Below are 17525 nucleotides of genomic sequence, written 5' to 3'. Positions count from 1 at the left end.
GATCAGCCCGGCGGTGTGGCGTCCGCGTTCCCGTTGCGTCACCCTGATCGCTACGGTGGTCGGACGGCCGAGGGGGAGGCGAACGGAATGCTGGTGCAATTCGACTTGGGTGACGGGGACTTCGTCGTCGCGGACATCGAACGGGTCGGCGGCGGAGTCGTGGACGCCGCCACCCCCTCCGATCTGGTCGCCCGCGCCACCGGCTCCTTCACCACGGCACTGGAGCAGGTCCGCAGTGCCGCCGCCCTCACCGTCCGCCGCATGCGCGACCTGCCCCAGCGCCCCGACGAGGTCACCGTGGAGTTCGGCATCCGACTGGAGGCGGAGGTCGGCGCGGTACTGGCCCGCACCGGTGCGCAGGGTCATCTCCAGGTGCAGCTGACGTGGCGCAACGAGAACCGGGCCGACGCGGAGCAGGCCGGCGGGGAGGGGAGAGAGGAGACGAGCCGGGCAGGACGCGCCCCTGCTTCCCCTGAGCCGCTCCTGCCGTAGCCGCATGCCGCTCCGCCCGCCTCCCGGTGGACGCGATCGGGCGTCTCGTCCTGGACGCCTCGCGCGGCGGCGGTCAGGCGGGGAAGAGCATGCAGCTGCTGGTGGCGTGGGCGAGCAACCGGTCGGCCGAGTCGACGAGTTCGACCTGGGCGAACGCCGTGCGGCGACCGCTCTTGAGGACCGTGCCGACGGCCCGGACCTTGCCCGTGTCGACGGTGACCGGGCGCAGGAACTTCACGTTCAGGTCGAGCGAGGTGTACCGCGTGCCCTTCGGCAGGATCGACAGCACCGCGCAGCCCGCCGCCGAGTCGAGCAGGGTGGCGTAGATGCCGCCGTGCACGCTGCCGATCGGGTTGTAGTGCTCCTCGCCCGGGACGAGGGCGAACACCACGCGACCCTGTTCGACCTCCTCGAGGGTCATCCCGAGTGCCGCGGCGACCGGCGGGTCGGGAAGGCGGCCGGCCAGCCAGTCGCGCATCACGGCGAGACCGCTGTCCTGCCCCATGGCCGCGTTCAGGATGCCCGGGTCCTCCCAGCCGAACGTGCGTGATCTTTCCACGGAAACACCCTTCCCCGCCTGACTGCTTTTTTCGAAGTTAGATGGCGCGACATCTGGGTGTCAATACCGAAGCCTGCATATCATTCCTGCATGACGTGGCTTGAGACGAGCACCGAGAACTGCACGGTCCAGCGGACTCTCGACCTGGTCGGGGAGAAGTGGTCGCTGCTGCTTGTCAGGGACGCCATGAACGGCGTACGGCGCTTCGACGACTTCCGCCGGCACGTCGGGCTGTCCGAGAGCGTGCTGACCGACCGGCTGCGGAAGCTGGTCGCGGCCGGGATCATGCGCACCGTCCCCTACAGCGAGCCCGGCAGCCGCACCCGCCACGAGTACCGGCTCACCCGTAAGGGCTGGGACCTGTGGCCCGCGATGATGGCCCTCAAGCAGTGGGGCGACCGTTATACGGCGGACCCCGAGGGGCCTCCGCTGGAAGTCGCTCACCGCGAGTGCGGCCGGCCGGTGGAGGCCGTGGTCGTCTGCCCGGCGGGACACGGCACGCTCACTCCCCCGGAGGCACTCACCCGCCCCGGACCGTCCGCCCACCCCGCGACCGCACCTGCCCGCTGAGGCCTGTCCGGCGGGTCCTGCCGCAGCCCGCTCCCCGCCGAAGTCCTCGCCGCCCACCGGGAACGCGCTGCCTACCGCACCGCCATCGCGTACTCCGCCCACACCGTCTTGCCCGGGGCGCCGGGTCGTGGGCACCAGTCCCAGCGGGCCGCCAGACGGGAGACGAGCAGCAACCCCCGGCCGCCCGACGCCTCTTCGGTCCCCGTCCCGGTGGTCTCCGGGTCGCCGGCGGGGCTTCGGGGAGCCCGTTCGGCGCGGGCGTCGGAGACCTCGACGCGAATGGTGCGGCCGTCGGCCGGGGCGTGCACCCGCAGGTGGAAGTCCCGGCCGGGGTCATGCCCGTGCACCACCGCGTTGGCGGTCAACTCCGCGACGATCAGCACGATCTCGTCGTGGGCGCCGGTGCCGTACGGGATGCCCCAGGTGTCCAGCCGGACCGCCGTCAGGCGGCGGGCGAGGCGGGCTCCGCGCGGCGTGGAGGTGAAGCGCATCGCGAAGGTGCGGTCCACGAGCGGGGCCGGGTCCTGCTCCGGTTCCTGCTCCGGTTCCTGGTCCTGATCCTGGTCCTGGTGCGTACCTGCGTCCTGAGCGGTGGTCACCCCGGTCGTGGGGGTGGGGATGAGGGGTGTGGGGGGAGTCGGGCGGACCGTGTCGGTGGGGTCGACGGGTTTTCCAGTCATACCGATCACGGTGCCTTCGGTGGCGTAGCGTGACCAGTGGTGACGCACCGACGTGAACCGTCTGTACGCGCGGTGCCTCCACCGGTACGGGGTGTGCGGCGTGACGGTGCCCCGGGCGGGGCGTGCTCGCAGAGGAGGCGGTGGGCCATGACGGAACGCACGGGCGTGGACGACACGACGGGGACGAGGGCGGCCCCCGGTGACGGCGCCGGGCCCGCGGCCACGACAGCGGTCGTGAGTCTCGGAGATGAGTGGGAGAACGGCGACGGCAACGGCGGGAGCCCGCGGCGTCCGGAGGACGGAGCGGCGAAGGGCGTGGTCACCGCCTTCGGGCAGACCCTGAAGACGCTCCGGCTGCGGGAGGGCCTGGACCGCCAGGAGTTCGGCAACCGCCTCGGCTACTCGGCCTCCACGGTCGCCTCCTTCGAGCAGGGCCGCAGGATCCCGTCCCCGTCGACCATCGACCGCGCGGACGAGATCCTGAACGCGGACGGGCTGCTGCGCCTGTGGAAGGAGGAGGTGGAGCGGGCCCAGTATCCGGTGTTCTTCCAGGGGATGGCGGTGCTGGAGAAGGAGGCCGTCGAGCTGGTCGCCTACGACACGATGGTGGTCAAGGGCCTGCTCCAGACCGAGGACTACACGCGGGCAGTGCTCAACGTGAGGTGTCCTCCCCTGGACGAGGAGACCATCGAGCAGCGGGTGGTGGCACGGCTGGCCCGCCAGGACATCTTCGACCGCCGTCCCACCCCCTTATTGAGCTTCGTGCTGGACGAGTCGATCCTGCGGCGTCCGTACGGCGGCAGATCCGTGCTGCGCGGACAGCTGGAACACCTGCTGCTGATCGGCCGGAAGCGCAACGTCGAGATCCAGATCATGCCGATCGACCGCGGGGACAACCCGGGGGTCAACGGGCCCTTCACCGTCGTCACGCGCAGGGACGGCAAGAAGTTCGTGTACGCCGAGGCGGAGGGGATCGGTTCGCTGCAGACCGACCCGGAACGAGGGGTTATGGCCGCCGCACGTTATGGGATTATCCGATCCCAGGCTCTCAGTCCGCGAGAGTCAATGGAGTTCATCGAAGGGGTGCTGAGATCGCTATGAACAACGCTGAGTCCTCGACCGTCGCCTCCGGCCTCGCCTGGTTCAAGAGCAGCTACAGCGGAACCGAGGGCGGCGATTGCGTAGAGGTCGCGGCTGCTGCGGCAGTGGTGCACGTCCGGGACTCCAAGACCACCGCCGGGCCCGTCCTCACGGTGACGGGTGACGTGTGGACGGGGTTCGTCGGGTCGGTCCTGTCGGAGCGGAGCGTCTGAAGCACGTACGGCCGTGAGAGCCCTGCCGGTCCCTCCGGGGCGGCAGGGCTCTCCTGTGCGCGGGGTGCCCGGTCGGCTTCCGGCCCCGGCCCGGTCTCACCGCGGGTGGATCGCGGTCTCCGGTACGGCGCCCGCGGGCCCTGCCGGGTCCGCCGGAACCGTCGGGGCCTCCCCGGGCCGCGGAAGCGGAAGGGTGGGACCGGCGGCAGCGGGCCCGGCGCCCGGCCGGTGCTCGGACGCGGGCAGCGGGACCGTGGGCACGGTGGGCGCCGTGGGTGTCCGCCCCCGGCCGTCGTCCAGGAGCGTGGGCGTGTGGTCGCCGGGGTCGTCCGTCCCCTCGACCACCCACGCGATGTCCTCCGTGTTCACCAGACCGTAGAAGCCCGGGTCCTCCTCCGCCCAGGGAGCGTCCGGCGCCTCGCCCTCGTCGACCGCCTTCTGCGCCAGCTCCCGTACGACGGGGTCGGCACGCCCCTTGAGCGCCTCGGGGGGCAGCTTCGGCGTCAGGTCGGCGGCGACGACCCGTTCCCGGAGCTGCTCCGCCGCCTGTCCGAGGGTCAGGCCGGCGTCGGTGAGCAGGGTGGACAGGTTCTCCCGCACACCGTCGAGATCCGGACGCCGGAGCGGTTCGGCGTCGATCACCCGGCCCAGCAGCGGCAGAAAGGCCGGATCGACGCCTTCCCACGTCGGGGGCACCATCAACGGCATGTAGGGGTACGGTGCCCGCCCCGTCAGCGCGAAGAAGAGGGTGGCGCCGAGGGCGTACACATCGGCGGCTGCCTCGACGTGCTTGCTGTCGCGCAGTTGCTCGACGGGCATGTAGGGACGCGTGCCCAGGCGGTCGCCGGTCCGGGTGAGCGCCTGGCTGGACTGGCGCTCGGACAGCACCGCCAGGCCGAAGTCCAGCACCACCGGCCCGTCCGGGCCGAGCACCACGTTGCTCGGCTTGAGGTCGCGGTGCAGCAGCTTCGTCCCGTGGATGACGGCCAACGCGTCCACCAGGGCCAGACCGAGCGCCGCGCACGGCCCGACGGGGAGGGGGCCTGACTCCCGCACCAGAGTGTGCAGCGACGGCCCGGCGACGTAGTCCATGGCGAACCACGGCTCACCGGCCTCCGGGTCCGCCGCGCGCAGCGCCGGAACCCGGTCGCCGGCCACCGCGCGGATGGCGTCGATCTCCCGCGCGAACCGCTCGCGGGCGTGCGGCTGGTCCAGCAGGTGCGGCTGGATCGTCTTGACCACGACGAGCCGCGACGGGTCGGCCGCCTCGTCACGGCCGCGATCGTGATCGGGCTCGACCAGCCGGTAGGCCGCGACCATCTCGTCGGAGAGTCCCTCCAGCGGGATCTCGCGCGCCAGATAGGCGACGCCCATGCCACCCGCGCCGAGCCGGGCGAGCAGTTCGAACGGTCCCACCACACGCGGGTCCGTATTGGTGTCCAGCGGCTTCATCGGCGCTCTCGTATCCCCACACTCTCGTCACGGTCCTCCCCGGCCACACCGGCGCACCCAGTCTACGGACTGTGACCGGATGAACACGGACGGCTCGACCGGGCGGCCGTAAGCTCGAAGCCGCCGTATTCCAGAAGCCGTTGAGAGGCGCTCCGCACCACGGACCGAGCCGGTGACAGAGACCGGCGGATGCTCGGCACGTCTGCGCGCGTCCGCCGCGCGGGTGCCGTCGCGCCTCGCCACCGTCCCGGCATGCGGCATCAGCCGGAAGAAGCCCGATCGGTGGCAGGGGCTGTCCGGGGGTGCGAGGGTGGAAGGCACGTGACGTCCGTCGAGGAGCAGCGCATGATCGTCACCATCGTCGGCGCCGGGAACATGGCCCGCGGCATCGGTACCCGGGCATTGGCGGGCGGGCACTCCGTCCGGCTGCACGACCGCGGGAAAGCCAAGGCGGAGGAGCTGGCCACGGCCCTGAGCCAGGCCACTCCGGGAGCGGACGCCACGGCGGTCGACGCCGAGGCCGCGGCCGATGCCGACATCGTGGTGCTCGCCCTGCCCTGTCCGGCCGGACGCGACGTCGCCGTCGCGTGGGCCGGCACCCTGGCGGGGAAGGTCGTCGTGGACATCTCCAACCCGGTGGATTTCAGCACCTTCGACTCACTCGTCGTACCCCCCGGCACCTCCGCCGCCGAACAGATCGCCGCCGCCGTGCCGGAAAGCCGGGTCGTCAAGGCCTTCAACACCACCTTCGCCGGGACGCTCACCGCGGGGGAGGTGGCCGGCCGGCCGCTGGACGTCTTCATCGCCGGAGACGACGAGGCGGCGAAACAGACCGTCGCGGACCTGGTCTCCTCCGCGGGGCTGCGCCCCCTGGACGTGGGACCGCTGCGCCGGGCCCGCGAGTTGGAAGCCTTCCAGTTCCTGCACATGGCGTCCCAGGAACGGCTCGGCCTGAACTGGTCCAGCGCCATCGCGATCCTTCCGTGACAGCCGGCGCACCGGTTTCGTCTCCGCCCGATGCAACGCGTGGTGGCTGTTCTCAGCGGCTCCAGGGCAGAACGCCGTTCGCGCGTCGGCCAGGACAGCGAGGTCGTGATCGCGGAGCGGCCCGCCGGGTCCTTCAGCCGCCGGCTCTTCCTCGGCGAAACCCTGGACACCGAACGCGTCGACGCCTCCTACGAGGCCGGTGTGCCGCGGCTGCGCATCCCGGTCGCCGAGCAGGCCGAGCCCCGCAGGATCGCCATCAGCGGCGGCGATGCGCGCAAACAGACCAGCGGCTGGACCCGCGGTACGAGGCGGGCGGGAACCCGGGCCGGGGACTCCCGCCCGCATCCCCCGCCTGCCGTCGGTCGGCACCCCTCGGAGGACGTCATGCACATGCACTGGGACGCGTTCGTCTCTGCGGTCCAAGAACGCGGCGAATACCCTGCCCAGGAAGAGGCGGAACGATCCTCCCGCGTCGTTCTCGGCCTGCTGGGCGCTCATCTGGTGGGCGAAGTGCGCGCCGAGCTGGCTGCCCGGCTGCCGGAAACGCTGGCGCTGGTTCTGCTCAATCCCCTCCAGGCGCACGAACCGCTTTCGCCGGAGCGATTCGTCCGGGCGACCGCGGCCTGGATCGAGGGCGCCACCGAAAAAACCGCGACGTGGGACGTCAGTGCCGTCCTCAGCGTGGTGGCCGACGTCGCGGGCGAGGAGCTGGTCCGCCGCCTCCTGCTCCAGCTGCCGCCGGGCTACGACCTGCTCTTCGGCCGCCCCCAGCCGACCTGACCACCGCACCACCTACGCGTGGACGTGACCGTGCACGGCTCAGCGACAGGGAGCGATCTCAGGACGCTCAGCTCAACGTGGCTCCGGGCTCGGCTCTCGGTCCGGCCTGGCACCTCACGTGGCTCACCGGAAGCCGGTACCGGCGGCGACCTCGCGCGTCCGGCTGGGCACAGGCGCTGCTCCGAGTACCGGTCCACCGGGTGGACCGACTGCTGCGAGCCTCGCACCTTGCCCGCGGGTGCGCTGTCCGGGGCCGGCCAGGAAGCGGCATTTCACACATGCGGCCAGGAGCGGTACGTGCGCAGCCCGACGACGGTATCTAGGGTGGGGGGTGCGGGAGTGCAGGTCTGTGACACCACCTGGAACGAGTGACGAAGCAGGAAGACGCGCGACGCAGTGCCCGGCCCGCTGCAGGCCGGCCGCGACGAACGGCGACCGGCGCGGACCGCGCGCACGCCGTCGGGCGTCGGGGACGGACCAAGGGCGGTTCTGAACCATGAGGGATGTACATCGACTCGAGCCCATCCCGGCGAACCTGGGCAGCGGCACCGTGCTCGCGGCGTGGGAACGGTTCGTGCGGGGCGAGGATCAGGTCCCGGGCGTCCGGCCCCTGGTGGCGATCTCCTGGCACCGCTGCCGAGAGCGATACCGTGTCGATCCTCACCTCACAGAGGCTCCGGTGGCCGTCGCGGCGCTCGACCGTACGCCCGAGCACGATGTCGTCCTCGCCGAGCTGGGCTTTCGTGCCGCCTCCGTGGCACATGAAGTGGGCAACCTCGGTGGCGTGGTCACCGTCGCCGATGCCACTGGCCGGATCCTGGCCGAGTGGGGTGACCAGGCCACGCTCGCCAGAGCCGGCGAGTCCCATCTCGCGCCCTGGTTCTGCTGGTCCGAGTGTGCGGTCGGCACGAACGGCATGGGCACGGCGCTCGAGGCGCACGGCCCGGTACCGATCAGGGGCGCGGAGCACTGGTGCCAGGCGTTCCACGACTGGGTCTGCGCGGGCATCGCGGTGCGTGACGTGGTGACCAGGGAACCGATCGCGGTCCTGAGCATCTGCTGCTGGCGCAGCCGGCTTCCCGCGTCCGCGGAAAGCTGGCTGGCGAACGCGGTCACCATGACCCGGTACCCGTTGAAGAGGCGCGCCCGGGACAACGGCGCCGAGTTGGTCGCGGCCTACACCCGGGCCAGGGCACGCTCCGGTGCGGCGCTCGCCGCAGTGGACACCGCGGGCCAGGTGGTGATAGCCGACGACATGGCGAGCATGCTCCTGGGCGTCCCGGCATCGACCCCGGCGGTCGATCCCACGCTGAGATGGAACGCCGGTCTGCCGGAATTGATCGCAGCCGCCCGGTATGCCACCAGGCAGGCAGCCCACGATCCTGACTGGGTCGGCTCGACGCAGATTCTCGCCCACCCCGCCGACGAGCCGACACCGATCAGCATCCGACCCGTCTTCTCGTCCGGACACCTGATCGGGAACCTGGTCTCGTTCGGTGCCTCCGACGGGGCACAGTTCCCCCAAACGGAGGGGTCCGCGCACCCTCGGATGCAGCCGCGCCGACTGGTCGCGACGCGCGACAACCGGATGGTGCTGCTGCGGCTGCCGGAAGTCTCCTTCGCCCAATCGCAGGGAAACGACGTGTGGCTCTCCACCGATCAGGGGCGGTTGCGAGCCGCTTCTCCGAGCCTGGACAAGCTCGACGGTGAGCTGGCGGATGTGGGCTTCCTGCGGGTGCACCGCCGGTACGTGGTCAACCTCAGCCGCATCCGGGAGATCGAGCGCGGACCCAAGGGAGAGCTGTCTCTGGTCATGGACGGCCGGACGAACGAGATGGTGCCGGTCTCCCGGCGAAACGCGCCGTCCGTGCGGCGCGCGCTGGACCTCTGAGTTTCCCGGCACACCCTCTGTCCCGGAAGGAGAATCCCGTGTCTGACAGCCCGGACGCCGTCGGCGGCGAGAGGAACGTGGGGAGCGCGGGCGGCCTCGGTCTCCCTGCCCCGGCCGGGCACCCCGGTCGCCCGATCGGGGGCGCGAGCAACCGCGACTGGTGGCCGAACCAGCTCGACCTGAGGATCCTCCGGAAACACCCCGCCGTGGCCGACCCCATGGGCGAGGACTTCGACTACGCCGCGGAGTTCCGGACGCTCGACCTCGACGCCCTGGCGCGGGACGTCGACGAGGTGCTGACGACCTCGCAGGAGTGGTGGCCGGCCGACTTCGGCCACTACGGGCCGCTCGTGATCCGGATGGTGTGGCATTCCGCCGGGACGTACCGCATCGACGACGGCCGCGGTGGCGCGGGCGCCGGCATGCAGCGTTTCGCGCCGCTGAACAGCTGGCCGGACAATCGCAACCTCGAGAAGGCACGCCGGCTGCTCTGGCCGGTGAAGAAGAAGTACGGCCGCAAGGTTTCCTGGGCCGACCTGATGATCTTCGCGGGCAACCGCGCCCTGGAGACGATGGGCTTCACGACCTTCGGCTTCGCCGGCGGCCGGGCGGACGTCTGGGAACCCGACGAGGACATCTACTGGGGTCCCGAGCACGCCTGGCTCGGCGACGAACGCCACGGCGGCGTCCGGAAGCTGGAGAACCCTCTGGCCGCCGCCCAGATGGGCCTCATCTACGTCAACCCGGAGGGACCGAAAACCGTCCCGGACCCGCTCACCGCGGCCCGGGACATCCGCGAGACGTTCCGGCGCATGGGGATGAACGACGAGGAGACCGTCGCGCTGATCGCGGGCGGCCACACGTTCGGCAAGACCCACGGCGCGGCCGACCCGGACACCCACCTCGGCCCCGAACCCGAGGGCGCCCCCCTCGAGGAGCAGGGCCTGGGCTGGAAGAGCGGCTACGGCACCGGGAAGGGCGCGGACACCATCTCCAGCGGGCTCGAGGGTACGTGGACACCCACCCCGACGACATGGGACAACAGCTTCTTCGAGACCCTGTTCGGCTATGAGTGGGACCTGGAACTGAGCCCCGCCGGTCTGTGGCAGTGGATCCCGAGGGACGGCGGCGGGGCCGGCACCGTGCCGGACGCCCACGACCCGTCGACGACACACGTCCCGACGATTCTGACGACGGACCTCGCGCTGCGGTCGGACCCGGTCTACGAGCCGATCGCGCGGCGCTTCCTGGAGAACCCGGACCAGCTCGCGGAGGCGTTCGCCCGGGTCTGGTTCAAGCTGACGCACCTCGACATGGGCCCGATCCAGCGCTACCTCGGACCGCTGGTCCCCCGGGAGGCGCTGCGCTGGCAGGACCCGGTCCCCGCCGTGGACCACGAGCTCGTCGGGGCGGCGGACATCGCCGCGCTCAAGAGCCGGATCCTCGCCTCCGGACTGTCGGTCTCCCAGCTCGTCTCGACCGCGTGGGCGTCGGCCTCGACGTTCCGCGTCAGCGACAAGCGGGGCGGGGCGAACGGCGCGCGCATCCGCCTCGAGCCGCAGCGGGGCTGGGAGGTCAACGCCCCCGACACGCTGGCACAGGTGCTGCGCACCCTGGAGGGGGTCCAGGAGTCCTTCAACGACTCCCAGGCCTCCCGGGCCGGGGACAAGAAGATCTCGCTGGCCGACCTCATCGTGCTCGGCGGAGCCGCCGCCGTCGAGCAGGCCGCCAGGACCGCCGGCCACGACGTCCGGGTCCCCTTCACCCCGGGACGCACGGACGCCACGCAGGAGTGGACCGATGCGGAGTCCTTCGCCCCGCTCGAGCCGACCGCGGACGGGTTCCGCAACTACCGCGGCAAGGGCGGCCGGCTGCCGTCGGAGCACCTGCTGGTCGACCGCGCGAACCTGCTGAACCTGAGCGCGCCCGAGATGACCGTCCTCGTGGGTGGCCTGCGAGTCCTGGGCGCCAACCACCGGCAGTCGCCGCTGGGCGTCTTCACCTCGGCGCCCGGGTCGCTCACCAACGACTTCTTCGTGAATCTGCTCGACACGGGCACGGAATGGAAGCCGACCTCCGCGGCCGCGGAGACCTTCGAGGGGCGCGACCGCGCCACCGGCGAGGCCAGGTGGACCGGCAGCCGCGTCGACCTCGTCTTCGGCTCGAACTCCGAACTGCGTGCCGTCGCGGAGGTCTACGCGAGCGACGACGCACGGGAGAAGTTCGTGCGGGACTTCGTCGCCGCGTGGAACAAGGTCATGAACCTCGACCGGTACGACCTCGCCTGACCCTCCCTCGGGGCCCGGACACCGGGAGAGGCGTCGTGACCGGTCAGCCGGTGGTGATCGGCGACGATCGACCGGAGCTGCCACCGGCCCCGACGCGGTGCGGCCCGGCTCCTCCCAACGGTGGCACATCCGGTACGAACGGTAGCTGTTCGCGGACGAACGGCGTGAGCCGGACCGAAACGGCGCTCACCCTTGTCGGTGTGATTCGCCCGGCGTAACGTACTTATGGAATAAGGATTCCACACCCTTTCCGGCGTGATTCATCCGGGGTGGCACACCCCTTGACCGCCGATTACAGCCGGGAATGGGGCGACGCAGAAAAGAAATTCCGAAATCAATTCGGAGAGCTTTTTTCCGGATGGAGGTGTACGACCGGCCGCGGCGTGCCGCCGTCAGCGCGGCCTATGCGAAGTGGACCTGGAGATTCGGGACGAGGAGAGTGAAGCCCCGATGACGACCGCGCAGGAGCGAGCCGACCTGCTGGACAAGATCGGGTTGGCCGCACAGAACAAAGCAGCGCTGGGTCAAGTGCTGGCAACCGGAAACATCGGGCAGGCCACTGAGGGATCGGACGGCCGCATGCAGGCCACCGTTCGCATCAACCCGGATGAACTGATCTGGGATCCCTCCATTCTGGTCATGCCCCATGGAGGCGATATCGAACTCGAGCTCGTCAATGACGACCTGAACACGCACTGCGCGCTCCTGCCGAGCAATGGCGACCGGAAGTTCATCTGGTTGGTGAACCATTCGCGAGGACGGGCCACCCTCAACCTCGACGGGCCGGGCTACTACTGGTTCAGCTCGCCCACGGGCAATGACGAGGGCCGGGGGCTGACCGGGGCCATCGTCGTCCTGGGGGACGCTCCGCCGGAGGCTCGCCTCGACCGTCCCGAACAGCCGCGGCCGTAGGAAGGAGGAGGCAATGACTGTCGCATACGTGGACGCGGGTGAGGCCGTCGACCAGGGAACCCTGAACTACAAGACCCCGGGGGCGGACGTCGCGCCGCCGGTGGTGGCCGACGTCACCTACGAGCGCATCCTCAATGCCCGCGAGGAACCCCAGAACTGGCTCACCTACTACGGCGCCTACGACGGGCAGCGGTACAGCCCGCTGGACCAGATCAACACGGAGAACGTCAAGCGCCTCGCCCCGGCATGGGTCTTCCAGGCCGGCACGACCGGCCTGATCGCGGGCGCGTCGACCTACTCGTTCGAGGCCGCCCCGGTCGTCGTCGACGGGATCATGTTCGTCTCCGGCTGGGACGGCTGGCTCTGGGCCGTTGACGCGAAGACGGGTGTGGAGATCTGGCGGTACAAGCACGCGGTCCCCTTCGACGTCTCCCTGTGCTGCGGGAACGTGAACCGTGGGGTCGCCGTGGCCCAGGGGAAGGTCTTCTTCGTCACGGCGAATGCTCGTGTGCTCGCGCTCGACGCCACCACCGGCAAGCGGGTCTGGGAAAAGACCTACGGAGACGTCCGGGCCGCGGAGAGCGCCACGGTCGCCCCGCTGGTCGTGAAGAACATGGTCATCGTCGGGAGTTCCGGCGGCGAGTTCGGCGTACGCGGCCACCTCGACGCGTTCGACCTCGAGACCGGCGAGCACCAGTGGCGCTGCTACACGGTGCCGAAGCCCGGGGAGCCCGGCTCGGAGACCTGGCCCGCCGACGGCGAGGCCTGGGCACGGGGCGGGGCGAACTGCTGGGTCACCGGCACCTTCGACCCGGAGACGAACCTGCTGTACGTCGGCACCGGCAACCCGGCGCCCGACTTCGACGGAGCCGTCCGCGAGGGCGACAACCTCTTCACCGACAGTGTCATCGCCGTCGACGTGGACAGCGGTCAGATCCGCTGGCACTACCAGTGCACCCCGCACGACGTGTGGGACTACGACAGCATCGCCGAGTGCATCCTGTTCGAGCAGGACGGGCGCAAACTGCTCGGGCACTTCGACAAGAACGGCTACTTCTTCGTCCTTGACCGCACGAACGGCGAGAGGGTCCGGATCACCCCCTTCGTGGACCGCATCACCTGGGGGGCGATCACGAGGGAGGGCCAGGTGACGGCCAAGGTGTACCCGGACAAGGAGGGAGATCCGGTCCACTTCTACCCGGGTCCGGCCGGCGCCAAGGAATGGACCCACGCGGCCTACAGCCCGAAGACCGGGCTCTTCTACGTCCCGGTCCAGGACACCGGCGCCACGGCCACCCGGCGGCGCCGGGAGTTCAAGGAGAGCATTCCGTACTGGGGCGCGGGCGTTCAGGTGGACATCGAGGACATGGCAGGGTCCGTCAGCGCGTTCGACGCAGAGGGCGAGGAGAAGTGGCGCTGGCGCAACGACCTCCCGATGTGCGCCTCGGTGCTGGCCACCGGCGGTGACCTGGTGTTCGCCGGTGAACCCTCCGGGGAGTTCAACGCGCTCGACGCCCGCACCGGGGAGCTGCTGTGGCAGTTCCAGTGCGGGAGCGGTCACCACAGCAACCCGACCACCTACATGGTCGACGGCAGGCAGTACGTCGTCGTGCCGGTCGGTTGGGGCGGATGGGCCGAGGGGTTCCTCCCCGGCATGCTCGGCGCGGGGCACGGAAGCGCCCTGATCGCCTTCGCCCTTCCGGAATCGTCGTAGTGCGTGACCGGAGCCTGCCGCAATTCGGGCAGTGAGGAGGTGAATCCATGGAGTCCCAGCTCGCTGTGTGGGAAACCCCCGAGTTCGACGAGATCGGAGTCGCGGCCGAGGTGACCATGTACGTCGCTCGGTTGGAGGACGAGTGACACGGGGCGGCGCCGGACCCGGTCCGGCGCCGCCCGAGGACTCGGGACGGCAACGGACGGCCGGGCCGACGACGGACCCGGATCTTCTATGGACGGAGTGCCGGCGTGTTGCTGAGGGTGTTGGGCTCGGCGGCGGGGGGTGGCTCCCCGCAGTGGAACTGCGGCTGTCCGGTGTGCGCCGCGGTCCGCTCCGGGGTCGGCCTCGCGCGCACCCAGTCCTCGGTCGCGGTCAGCACCGACCACCGCCGGTGGTTCCTCATCAACGCCTCGCCCGACGTCCGCACCCAGATCAACGCCTTCTCCGGCCTGCACCCGCACGACGACCGGACGACGCCGCTGGAGGCGGTGCTGCTCACCGACGCCGAGCTGGACCACACGCTGGGCCTGCTTCTGCTGCGCGAGGCCCGCGCCCTGCGGCTGTACGCCACACCGGCGGTGCGCGAGACCCTGTGTGTCGGCTCGGGGATTCTGCGCACGCTCGAGCGCTACTGTCCGGTCGAGTGGCGGGCGGTGAGCCCCGGTGCCGACCTCGCCCTGGCGGACGGGCTGTCCTGCCGGGCGTTCGACGTGCCCACCACCAAGCGCGATCGGTTCGGAGCCGGGGTGGACCACGGCCGCGTCGTGGGCTACCGGCTGACCGACGAGCGCAGCGGGGGGACCCTGGTGTACCTGCCAGGGGTGCAATCGCTGACGCCGGCGCTGCGCGTGGAGATCAAGGGCTGCGCATGCCTGCTGATCGACGGGACGTGCTGGAGCGACGACGAGCTCGTACGGCTCGGCCTGGCCGGCAAAACGTCCCGGGAGATGGGTCACCTGCCCATCGACGGCCCGGACGGCAGCCTGGCGCAGCTCCCGTCGCTGGGCGTGGGGCGGACAATCTTCGTACACATGAACAACACCAATCCGGTCCTCCTGGAGGACGCGCCCGAGCGGCGTACCGTGGAGGACAGCGGCATGGAAGTGGCCATGGACGGCCTCGAGGTCCAGGTGTAGAGCCGTGACGACGACAACCACGACAACCACGGGAACCGGTGCCGACGCCTTCGTCGAGGTGTTGCGGGCCCACTCGCGGCGGTACCACGACCAGCACCCGTTCCACGTCCGGATGAACGCCGGACGGCTGAGCCGCCGGCAGATCCGGGGCTGGGTGGCCAACCGCTTCTACTACCAGGAGAACATCCCCCGCAAGGACGCCGCGATCCTCTCCAACTGCCCCGACCTCGAGGTCCGCCGCCGCTGGATCCGACGGATCGTCGAGCACGACGGCACCGCCGCCGGCGAGGGCGGCATCGAGGCGTGGCTGCGCCTCGGTGAGGCCGCCGGGCTGACCCGCGAGGAGGTCCAAGGCCACCGGCACCTGGTGCCCGGGGTGCGGTTCGCCGTCGACGCCTACGTGAACTTCACCCGGACCCGCCCGTGGGTGGAGGCGGTGGCGTCCTCGCTCACCGAACTGTTCGCACCCGACCTGATGGCGGCGCGGCTGGCCGCGTTCGAGCGGTGGTACCCGTGGATCGACCCCGAGGGCCTCGCCTACTTCCGCGCCCGCCTGGAGCAGGCCCCCCGCGACTGCGAGCACGCCCTCGAGGTGGTCACCGCGCACTGCCTCTCCGCCGAGTCCCGGGCGCGCGCCGTCGACGCGCTGTCGTTCAAGTGCGACGTCCTGTGGAGCCTGATGGACGCCATCGACCAGGCCTACCCGGAGTGACCGCCATGGACCCGACCCGGACCGGAACGACCCGGACCGGAACAACCCGGACCGGAACAACCCGGACCGGAACCGGCACCCGACCCGGCGTCGGGGTGTCCGGCTCGGACCGGCCCCGGTTGGCACACCACGTCCGACTGACCTTCTGCCGGACCAGGCAGCGTCAGACCCTGCAGCTCCCCGAGACGGTGGTGGTTCTGAACGGCAGCGGCGCGGACATCCTCGAGCTGTGCGACGGGCGGCACACCGTGGCCGAGATCGTGGCCGAGCTGGGCGCGCGCTACCGGACCGTCCCCGACGACGAGGTGCGGCGGTTCCTGACCCGGCTCATCGCCCGGCGCTACCTGGAGATCGCCGATGGATAGCCCGTTGGACAGCCCGTTCGGATTGCTCGCCGAGCTCACCTACCGCTGCCCGCTGGCCTGCCCGTACTGCTCCAACCCGCTGAACCTGGCCGGCTACCAGGACGAGCTGGCCACCGACGAGTGGCGGCGGGTGCTGGCCGAGGCCGGCGACCTGGGGGTTCTGCAGTGCCACCTGTCCGGCGGGGAACCGCTGCTGCGGCGCGACCTGGTGGAGATCGTGGCGGACGCCCACGGCCTGGGCCTCTACACCAACCTCATCACCAGCGCCCTCGGGCTCTCGCGTCCGAGGGCCGAGCAGCTGCGGGCCGCCGGCCTGGACCACGTGCAGATCAGCATCCAGTCCGACGATCCGGCCGTGTCCGACCGGATCGCCGGGACCCCGTCCTTCCACCGCAAGATCGAGGCGATGGGCGTGGTCAAGGAGCTGGGCTGGCCGCTCACCGTGAACGTGGTGCTGCACCGGCTCAACATCGACCGCGTCGCCGAGGTGCTCGAGCTGGCCGAGGAGGTGGGCGCCGACCGGGTGGAGCTGGCCAACACCCAGTACTACGGCTGGGCCTGGCGGAACCGTGACGCGCTGCTGCCGAGCCGGGCCCAGCTCGAGGCGGCCGAGGTCGTCGTGCGGGCCGCCCGCGAGCGGTTGCGGGACCGCATGGACATCATCTACGTCATTCCCGACTACTACAGCCGCTACCCGAAGCCCTGCATGGGCGGATGGGCCTCCCGGCAGCTGACCGTGACGCCGAACGGCGACGTACTGCCCTGCCCGGCCGCCCACTCCCTGCCGTTGCCGCGGGCCAGCGTGCGGGAGGACTCGCTGGAGCGGATCTGGGCCGAGTCCCCGGTGATGAACGCGTTCCGGGGGACGGACTGGATGCCGGAGCCCTGCCGGAGCTGCCCCCGGCGGGAGCTGGACTTCGGCGGGTGCCGCTGCCAGGCGTTCCTGCTCACCGGCGACGCGGCCCGCACCGACCCGGTCTGCCACCTGTCGCCCGACCACGCCCTGGTCGCCCGGGCGGTCGAGGCCGCCAACGCCGACTCGCGGGCCGACGGTCCTCCGCTGGTCCCCCGCGTACACCGGGCTAACCGCCGAACACCAACGGCAGCGCCACAGCGGCGATGATCAGGGTGATCCCGCTCAGCAGGTCCGAGCGGATCCGGATGAGGCGCGCCGCGGCCCGCCCGAGCCGCAGCCCGACCAGCGACATCACCGCCGTCATGGCGCCGAAGACAGTGGCCGAGAACCACGGCGAGAGCCCGAGGAGCCCCAGGCTCGCCCCGGCGAACAGGTTGTCCAGGCTCAGCGTCAACGGGATACCGAACAGCGCCCACGGTTGGTCCAGCTCGTCCGGCTCAGGGTTCCGAAGGGCCGAGATGACGAGGTACAGACCGTACCCGCCGAGCGCGGCCGCGCCCACCAGGTCGGCGACGCCCCCGACGAACTCCCCGATCCGGCGACCGACCAACAGCCCGACCAGGGGCATGATCGCGTCCCACAGCCCGAAGGTCAGCGCGACCTGCACCGCGCGTTTCAGACCGAAGGGGACGGTACCGAGCGCGATCGATACCCGGAAATTGTCGAGACTGAGTACGAAACCCAGGACCAGTATTTCCCCGATCATGGCGAAGTCACTGCCCGATGACGCCCGACGCCGCCAGGAACGACTTTGC

General features: G+C 70.9%; 19 protein-coding genes and 1 pseudogene. 16 read left to right on the top strand and 4 right to left on the bottom strand.

Annotated elements, in window-relative coordinates:
* Nucleotides 1-93 precede the first annotated feature (93 nt).
* A complete protein-coding gene (locus tag PYS65_RS25845; RefSeq protein WP_279336322.1) occupies nucleotides 94-492 on the top strand; it encodes a CU044_2847 family protein in 399 nt (132 codons plus the stop codon).
* 73 nt (nucleotides 493-565) lie between these two features.
* Here PYS65_RS25845 and PYS65_RS25840 read toward each other — a convergent pair whose 3' ends face one another.
* The gene (locus PYS65_RS25840; protein WP_279336321.1) at nucleotides 566-1051 is read right to left on the bottom strand and encodes a PaaI family thioesterase; all 486 of its coding nucleotides are present in this window, start codon (nucleotides 1049-1051) and stop codon (nucleotides 566-568) included.
* 90 nt (nucleotides 1052-1141) lie between these two features.
* Here PYS65_RS25840 and PYS65_RS25835 point away from each other — a divergent pair, with 90 nt between their 5' ends.
* Entirely contained in the window at nucleotides 1142-1621 is a 480-nt protein-coding gene (locus PYS65_RS25835; protein ID WP_279336320.1) for a winged helix-turn-helix transcriptional regulator, read from the top strand.
* Between the two features lie 71 nt (nucleotides 1622-1692).
* Here PYS65_RS25835 and PYS65_RS25830 read toward each other — a convergent pair whose 3' ends face one another.
* Entirely contained in the window at nucleotides 1693-2301 is a 609-nt protein-coding gene (locus PYS65_RS25830) for an ATP-binding protein (protein ID WP_279336319.1), read from the bottom strand.
* A gap of 147 nt (nucleotides 2302-2448) precedes the next feature.
* Here PYS65_RS25830 and PYS65_RS25825 point away from each other — a divergent pair, with 147 nt between their 5' ends.
* Both PYS65_RS25825 and PYS65_RS25820 read left to right on the top strand, forming a co-directional pair.
* A complete protein-coding gene (locus PYS65_RS25825) occupies nucleotides 2449-3402 on the top strand; it encodes a helix-turn-helix domain-containing protein (protein ID WP_279336318.1) in 954 nt (317 codons plus the stop codon).
* Nucleotides 3399-3614 carry a DUF397 domain-containing protein gene (locus PYS65_RS25820; RefSeq protein WP_279336317.1) on the top strand — a complete coding sequence of 72 codons (216 nt, stop codon included), beginning with the start codon at nucleotides 3399-3401 and terminating at the stop codon, nucleotides 3612-3614. Before PYS65_RS25825 ends, PYS65_RS25820 begins: the two co-directional genes overlap by 4 nt.
* A gap of 96 nt (nucleotides 3615-3710) precedes the next feature.
* Here PYS65_RS25820 and PYS65_RS25815 read toward each other — a convergent pair whose 3' ends face one another.
* Nucleotides 3711-4934: a serine/threonine-protein kinase gene (locus tag PYS65_RS25815; RefSeq protein WP_481008098.1), complete on the bottom strand. Its 1224-nt coding sequence runs from the start codon at nucleotides 4932-4934 to the stop codon at nucleotides 3711-3713.
* Nucleotides 4935-5387: 453 nt separating this feature from the next.
* On the opposite strand from PYS65_RS25815, the gene PYS65_RS25810 reads away from it, so the two are divergent.
* The 12 genes and pseudogenes from PYS65_RS25810 (at nucleotide 5388) to pqqE (ending at nucleotide 16977) form a co-directional block, all read left to right on the top strand.
* The gene (locus tag PYS65_RS25810; protein WP_279336315.1) at nucleotides 5388-6053 is read left to right on the top strand and encodes an NADPH-dependent F420 reductase; all 666 of its coding nucleotides are present in this window, start codon (nucleotides 5388-5390) and stop codon (nucleotides 6051-6053) included.
* 30 nt (nucleotides 6054-6083) lie between these two features.
* Nucleotides 6084-6302 (top strand): annotated as a pseudogene (locus tag PYS65_RS25805) (Hsp20/alpha crystallin family protein); the annotation flags it as partial.
* Nucleotides 6303-6437: 135 nt separating this feature from the next.
* Entirely contained in the window at nucleotides 6438-6833 is a 396-nt protein-coding gene (locus PYS65_RS25800) for a DUF2267 domain-containing protein (RefSeq protein WP_279338080.1), read from the top strand.
* Nucleotides 6834-7329: 496 nt separating this feature from the next.
* Nucleotides 7330-8724, top strand: a complete 1395-nt coding sequence (locus tag PYS65_RS25795) for a DNA-binding protein (protein ID WP_279336314.1) — start codon at nucleotides 7330-7332, stop codon at nucleotides 8722-8724.
* Nucleotides 8725-8858: 134 nt separating this feature from the next.
* Nucleotides 8859-11012, top strand: a complete 2154-nt coding sequence (gene katG / locus PYS65_RS25790) for a catalase/peroxidase HPI (RefSeq protein ID WP_279338079.1) — start codon at nucleotides 8859-8861, stop codon at nucleotides 11010-11012.
* Between the two features lie 450 nt (nucleotides 11013-11462).
* Complete coding sequence (locus PYS65_RS25785; protein ID WP_279336313.1) at nucleotides 11463-11924, top strand: MSMEG_3727 family PQQ-associated protein; 462 nt, start codon at nucleotides 11463-11465, stop codon at nucleotides 11922-11924.
* Nucleotides 11925-11937: 13 nt separating this feature from the next.
* Nucleotides 11938-13638, top strand: coding sequence for a PQQ-dependent dehydrogenase, methanol/ethanol family (locus PYS65_RS25780; protein WP_279336312.1), 1701 nt, complete (start codon nucleotides 11938-11940; stop codon nucleotides 13636-13638).
* Between the two features lie 47 nt (nucleotides 13639-13685).
* On the top strand, nucleotides 13686-13784 hold the full coding sequence (gene pqqA, locus PYS65_RS25775) for a pyrroloquinoline quinone precursor peptide PqqA (protein ID WP_109382866.1): 99 nt from the start codon (nucleotides 13686-13688) through the stop codon (nucleotides 13782-13784).
* Between the two features lie 105 nt (nucleotides 13785-13889).
* Complete coding sequence (gene pqqB, locus PYS65_RS25770) at nucleotides 13890-14777, top strand: pyrroloquinoline quinone biosynthesis protein PqqB (RefSeq protein ID WP_279336311.1); 888 nt, start codon at nucleotides 13890-13892, stop codon at nucleotides 14775-14777.
* Nucleotides 14778-14781: 4 nt separating this feature from the next.
* Nucleotides 14782-15489 carry a pyrroloquinoline-quinone synthase PqqC gene (gene pqqC / locus PYS65_RS25765; protein WP_279336310.1) on the top strand — a complete coding sequence of 236 codons (708 nt, stop codon included), beginning with the start codon at nucleotides 14782-14784 and terminating at the stop codon, nucleotides 15487-15489.
* A gap of 119 nt (nucleotides 15490-15608) precedes the next feature.
* On the top strand, nucleotides 15609-15854 hold the full coding sequence (pqqD, locus tag PYS65_RS25760; protein WP_279336309.1) for a pyrroloquinoline quinone biosynthesis peptide chaperone PqqD: 246 nt from the start codon (nucleotides 15609-15611) through the stop codon (nucleotides 15852-15854).
* The gene (gene pqqE, locus PYS65_RS25755; protein ID WP_279336308.1) at nucleotides 15847-16977 is read left to right on the top strand and encodes a pyrroloquinoline quinone biosynthesis protein PqqE; all 1131 of its coding nucleotides are present in this window, start codon (nucleotides 15847-15849) and stop codon (nucleotides 16975-16977) included. Before pqqD ends, pqqE begins: the two co-directional genes overlap by 8 nt.
* Here pqqE and PYS65_RS25750 read toward each other — a convergent pair.
* The gene (locus tag PYS65_RS25750) at nucleotides 16937-17476 is read right to left on the bottom strand and encodes a manganese efflux pump MntP (RefSeq protein ID WP_279336307.1); all 540 of its coding nucleotides are present in this window, start codon (nucleotides 17474-17476) and stop codon (nucleotides 16937-16939) included. The genes pqqE and PYS65_RS25750 overlap by 41 nt on opposite strands.
* Nucleotides 17477-17525: the final 49 nt, after the last annotated feature.

Origin of the sequence: Streptomyces cathayae (genome assembly GCF_029760955.1) — a bacterium.
Classification (GTDB): domain Bacteria; phylum Actinomycetota; class Actinomycetes; order Streptomycetales; family Streptomycetaceae; genus Streptomyces; species Streptomyces cathayae.
Note: the sequence above shows the minus strand (reverse complement) of the source record. Positions and strands in the feature narration are given on the sequence as shown.

Bases quoted from the DNA above. Each gene is read 5' to 3' on its own strand.
- PYS65_RS25780 (WP_279336312.1), top strand. From the start codon at position 11,938: ATGACTGTCGCATACGTGGACGCGGGTGAGGCCGTCGACCAGGGAACC.
- PYS65_RS25815 (WP_481008098.1), bottom strand. From the start codon at position 4,934: ATGGTCGCGGCCTACCGGCTGGTCGAGCCCGATCACGATCGCGGCCGT.
- PYS65_RS25800 (WP_279338080.1), top strand. From the start codon at position 6,438: ATGCACATGCACTGGGACGCGTTCGTCTCTGCGGTCCAAGAACGCGGC.
- PYS65_RS25785 (WP_279336313.1), top strand. From the start codon at position 11,463: ATGACGACCGCGCAGGAGCGAGCCGACCTGCTGGACAAGATCGGGTTG.
- PYS65_RS25830 (WP_279336319.1), bottom strand. From the start codon at position 2,301: ATGACTGGAAAACCCGTCGACCCCACCGACACGGTCCGCCCGACTCCC.
- pqqE (WP_279336308.1), top strand. From the start codon at position 15,847: ATGGATAGCCCGTTGGACAGCCCGTTCGGATTGCTCGCCGAGCTCACC.
- PYS65_RS25835 (WP_279336320.1), top strand. From the start codon at position 1,142: ATGACGTGGCTTGAGACGAGCACCGAGAACTGCACGGTCCAGCGGACT.
- PYS65_RS25750 (WP_279336307.1), bottom strand. From the start codon at position 17,476: ATGATCGGGGAAATACTGGTCCTGGGTTTCGTACTCAGTCTCGACAAT.
- PYS65_RS25820 (WP_279336317.1), top strand. From the start codon at position 3,399: ATGAACAACGCTGAGTCCTCGACCGTCGCCTCCGGCCTCGCCTGGTTC.
- pqqA (WP_109382866.1), top strand. From the start codon at position 13,686: ATGGAGTCCCAGCTCGCTGTGTGGGAAACCCCCGAGTTCGACGAGATC.
- PYS65_RS25825 (WP_279336318.1), top strand. From the start codon at position 2,449: ATGACGGAACGCACGGGCGTGGACGACACGACGGGGACGAGGGCGGCC.
- PYS65_RS25795 (WP_279336314.1), top strand. From the start codon at position 7,330: ATGAGGGATGTACATCGACTCGAGCCCATCCCGGCGAACCTGGGCAGC.